This window comes from Pseudoalteromonas sp. G5_S1_14_S5, assembly GCF_054968605.1.
This window is the reverse complement of the sequence record NZ_JBQKUM010000132.1, coordinates 1-5,554: the sequence shown is the minus strand read 5'-3', so window position 1 is coordinate 5,554 and position 5,554 is coordinate 1. Positions and strand designations below refer to the sequence as shown.

The following is a 5,554-nucleotide window of genomic DNA, read 5'->3' as shown; positions in this document are numbered from 1 at the left end:
GGTACGAGAGTCATAACTGGTGCTCGCTGACGAAGTAAGCTGGGAATAAACTTCATAAGATACATCCTCAATAGGAGCACTCAATGGCTCAAAGTCAATATTATAGCTCAGACCGCTTTGTACGGCGGGTGAATTGTTGCTGTAAACGACTACTTGTGCTAGACCATCACCAATAACTAAACGCAATCGATAAATTCGATTGTTATCCAAAAGAATCAAAGGGTTAATAGAACTAGACGTCGCTTGATCAAACCAGCTGATGCCATTATCAGGGCTGTACTGCCAGGTATAACTAGCCTCAAAGTTGCCATTTTGCGCTAAGACCCCTTGCACAGCTTGTTCTACACCGCTTTTATTCAATATGGTGATTTCATCATAGACATGTAATGGTGTTTCATGACCTAACACCATATCAACCGCTAATTGATATTCTACATTCTCAGTCATGTTTGATTCAATTGGCACCATGGTACCATTATCATCCACGGTGACTTGCAGCAGAATCGTTGCGCTCATGTCAGGCCAGGAGATCGTATAACTGTCTCCAATCGCCCCATTGATCGGGGTGTACAGACCATTTCTATAGCGGTACCACTGAAACATTGTACCGGGTGTTTGAAAGCGTGGCTCGGAAGTTAAACTAATGGTGCTGTTCAAGGTAAGATCCCGAGTTGGCGAAATGACCGGACGACTCAAGTTTAAGTTGTTGGACGTTGCACTTGGGAAGAGATAGGCGGTTAATGTTTGCGGCTCGATAGTCGGACTATTTGAATCCGTCAAAATCGCTTCAACTCGGATGGCTTTGTCCTTGTTGGCGCTCGTCACCAAAAACGTGTCTGCTACGCCACACGCCTGCAACTCTAAACCAGTATCTTCGTCGTAAAAACAATACTCAACTTTCGGCGGAAATACTTCTTTGTCATCGCGCTGTGCCAGCTCAGGCTCAATGATTAAACTTTCATACACATATTGGCTATTGACATTTAACTGACTGGCCCAAGGTACTGTTGGACGTGTCGGTGCATCAGCGACTTCGATAAATCCAATCGGAAGAATACTTTTCACACTTTGTCCTGAGATAGCATCGGTATATTCCGCTTGGACTAACAGGTACTTACCGATACTTGACGAGGAGATGGTGTAGCTGTCCTCAACAGATAATGCTGTGTGCTGAATTGGGTCATAATATTGACCGATATTATTACCACTGTTTACCGTCCACCACACATAGGCGACACTGACCGACAAGGGCTGGTAGTTCAACTCAGCTAAAGTATGAATGCTTAACTCGTCACGCACACGATATGTCATATGCTTTGGAGAAAGCTGGTGATGAATCTTGAGTTGATTAATCGATAAGTCGGATTCGTTCGACCATTGAATTCCATCTGAAACTTGGTATTTCAGGCCAAAAGGTAAGGTAGCCGTATTATCAAAATTTAAACTCAAATCGGCTAAATCACTGACTAATATTTCATCGCCGTTGTTTACCTGCAAACCATTAAACGTCAATGTGCCTTGTGTCGGTACGCCCGTAATACGAACTTGGTGAAAAGCATCGTTATCGGGATCACTAAAAGCAAAATCATTGGCGGAAAAAGCGTGCGGACTATCGATAAAAATCGAATGGTTGCTACTGATTGGGGCGGTATTAGCAACATTTGTATTGAAGGCAAGTTGAACGGTATCACGGTGCTGAAAATCAATGGGATCAAAAGCAATAGAATCTGCGCCTTGGTAGTGCCCCTCAATTTCTATGGGTCCACTACCACGTTGGATAACTAGATAAGGCTTGGGATAGTTTAGTGCAGATAGATCGAGCCCCCCAAGGGTAAAATCGTATTTGAGACTGATCTGTTTGATAGGGTCAGCAACACCAGAGGCAGACTTAAAATTCACGAGCCACTTACGCTCAAGTACATTTGTGACACTCGAACTAGCCGGCAACGAAGGCGGAGAGCTCATGGTACTAATATCTACAGGGCTTGCAACATCAGCGCCATTGTGACCAACTATCAAATACTCATCGCGGGCTATAAGGTCGTAATCACTCACTGAAGGATTGTTTAGTTCAAAGCTAACATCCATGTAACCCGATGATGCTTGACTAAGGAAAATATCCTGTTTACAGGCAAAAGAAGGTTGCATATCAAAACCTAATGTTCTTTTTTCAAAAGAAAAACCAGATGCGGATTGGGAAATAATCAGGTTCGAAGATAAAGTCGACCCCATTTTTAAACTTAAATACTTATCAACTATATATGACTCACATTCATCTAGTTCTTTATCAAAAATCATCAGCGATTGAAACGCCGTATTACCAAATTCATTCTCTAGATATAAACCCGGTGTGTTGAGAGCGTAGTTCTTAAACAGCTCTACATTACTATCACGGATAGCCTGCATAGGTGAAGAACCAACGCCATTCCTTTTTTCAATGGACGTACACACTACCTCTGTGGTGGGGCTGCCATTTAACTTACATTCGTTATTGCTTGAAAGAACGCGTGGATACTCATATTGAGCTTTATAAATTTTTTTACTTAAGAGTGCACTCTGCTCCCCATCAAAGCTTTGAGTTCCTGAATATTCAAAAACTTGACTAAGTCTTGAAGTATAGTTAACGTGATAACGTGATAAATCGGATGTGGCCACATTAGTGCTGAAAACCGAGTGGTATATATTGCTTCCTGATAAAGGATTCAGTATATCTTTATTGGGCATCATGCCCATGGCCACTGAGAAATCACCGTCCCAATAATCAGATGATTGTAACTGGTGTGCCAACGATTCCAGATCTGCACTGTCAAAACTTACCGCTGAGGCACCTGAAAAATCATCGTAGCTGTTGATATACGTGGGCAAACCATAATCTCTCGCTGCATCAGCCCCTACTCCACCTGGGTCGTTAGAGTTCAAATCATAAAAATGCGCCGCATTTGCAGATTTATCTTGCCAGCAGGCAATAGGGTCACCATCATTGGCTGGAACACTACAACTAGAGTCTGAAAATAGCGTTTTTTCATCCGTAGCATCTAGCCATACCTTCAAGTTTGAACTTAAATTCAAGTCATTAAACAACAAGCTCTCGTAAAACTGAATGTCGTCGTCTTGATAACGTAGTAGAGCTGGAGTGGTGGGAAATGTAAGAACTTTACTATGATATTGACCAAGATAGTTAAACGTGACCTCAACAGCATAAAAATTCGCCTGTTCGGAATTATTCACTGTGTACTGGCTATTGGTAGACAGTGATTGCAGTGCTACCCCACTAATTAAAGACAAGCGAGATTGCCCAAAATCATCATACTCATCAAACGCAAACCACTGGTAAGATGGCGCACTAGCAGTCACCACTAACCCATTTACTAAAAGTGATGCATTGGTTATTTCAAGTGTTTGTCCTGATGGCGCATAAGCGTTGCTCTGATTGTGGGTCAAGGCAATGTCAACTGTGCTACCTGAGTCCCCTATATATTCCCCCGATACCTTAGAGTCATATTGTTTCGAGCCCGCGTTTATTCGTGCAAATACGCGATCACCGGGTTGCAGTTGTCCGCTTTGTATTGAAAGGGTTTTTTGATCGCTTTGCAGCAAAAATTCATTCGCACCATCAAATCGATACCAATCGATCTGAGTTTGACCAAATCTTGCTCCATCCGATAAGGTAAGTGATACGGTTGAACCTTGAGCGAAAGGCGTTGGGTGTTCAAGTTGAATATTGAACAGTCTTGCCACACTTTCAATTTCATCTATCGTTTTCAGCTTAAATGCACGAACAGCATTATTCAGTGAGTCAAGCTCAGCTTGAGTACTGAGATATGTAATGCCGATGTCATGGTAATCTGTCAGAGTCGGTGATGGTGTGGACGCACCTCTTGCGTACTCATAAATCCTGAAATATACGTAACCAATTTTTCGAATCTGATCAAGGGATGTCAACATCAAATCTCTCGATAAATCACGCATTTCACTCCCCCATATGCGATGACTCCAAGAGTTCAGAGTTTTGCCATAAATTAGGGCACCATAGGTTCTGTACTCAAGTCCAGGTCCAGGAAAACGAAAACTAGAACCATCAGTGTAATCTAAGATTTCAACATAGTAATCAAGGATCCACCTAAACTGGTTCGCTAATTGCAGCTGGCTATTGTGAGGGCCGACTTGATCGTTAATATAATCGATGGTGCTGGCGTTAAAATCCGCCCATTGATCAAACCTTGCTTTCACATAATCATCGACAGTAGGTCGTGATGCCCCCGGTAAGCCATTTATCCAGGCATATATAGCCTCAAAGCCATCAACCATGTCCTGCAGGTACACTATTTTGTTAGCATCGGTATCATTACTCGGCCAGTGATTAAAAGCATATCCTATTTCGAAATAACGATTTAACTCCGTGACTATCCCGGTATGGTTAATGGTGACTACTGATGTATAGTCCGACAATGTGGGCTCAGCGGCACCGCTGGTTTTCATTGCGTAATCATTAATTTTAGATATTGATGCAAATGCGGGTTGTGAAAAAAATGCTACGAGTAAAGTTAAAATGAGATATTTAAAAAAAATTGCAGCTTGAATTCGAACTCTATCCATTCCAGCACCCTTATCATAAGATAAACATTGCTCATTAATAATGTTTATATACTAACTACTAAGAATTTACATTTAGTGTAGTTTAAAGCTAAGGTAATTCAACGTTTCTCCCGCAACCCATTCGATTTTATGTAAGTGTTCACCCAGGGCGAGATCTCACATGGTTTTTAGGGTTTAATTGATTGAATGCTAAACGGTGCGGTCAATTTATGTTCACTTGCATCAAAGGATTAAATATTCTTTATTTTCTACTGAACTAATCCTGATTTTGTTGATCGGATCATTATCTATTTACTATTCGACCTACAAAATGACACTTCTTGAACGCCTTAACCGCATACCTGATCCACGAAATGATATTAACGTTAAACACGACTTAGTTGATGTCGTTTTTCTAGTATTTTCTGCTGTGCTCAGTGGTGCAGCAGGATGGAAATCCATTCAAGAATTTGGTGAAAGCCAAATTGACTGGTTGAGAAAATATAGAGGATTTGAAAATGGTATTCCCAAACGACACTGCATTGCTAACATTATCAGTGCATTAGATAGTGATGCTTTACTCGATGCCTTGTTTGAATGGTTGAATTCTGAACGAACTCGAACAGAAAAATCGGCTTTAGCAATAGATGGTAAATCTTTACGTGGAACTAAAACAAATGGGTTAAAAAGCATGTTACACGTTGTCAATGCGTATGATGTTGAAAGTGGACTAATGCTTTATCAACAATCTACTCATGGCAAAGGTAAAGAAATCAGTTTATCTCGTGATGTTCTAGATGCTTTAGTACTAAAGGAGGCAATAGTCACTTTAGACTCGCTGCATTGTTTAGCACCAACAATGGCGCAAATCACGGAAAAGAATGGTGACTTCACCATTCAGATAAAAAAGAACCAACCAAATCTTTTCGGGCATGTGACAGAAGCTTTTTCAGCTGTTTATAATCAACCAGATACCATA

2 protein-coding genes are annotated in these 5,554 nt (G+C 41.2%); one reads left to right on the top strand and one right to left on the bottom strand.

The genetic code is table 11. From position 1 onward, the window contains the following. The coding region (locus ACTRWI_RS21720) for a hypothetical protein (RefSeq protein ID WP_499133792.1) at positions 1-4,596 on the bottom strand (4,596 nt) is incomplete at its 3' end. 310 nt (positions 4,597-4,906) lie between these two features. Here ACTRWI_RS21720 and ACTRWI_RS21715 point away from each other — a divergent pair. Further along, a partial coding sequence (locus ACTRWI_RS21715) for an ISAs1 family transposase (RefSeq protein ID WP_499133791.1) occupies positions 4,907-5,554 on the top strand: 648 nt, incomplete at its 3' end.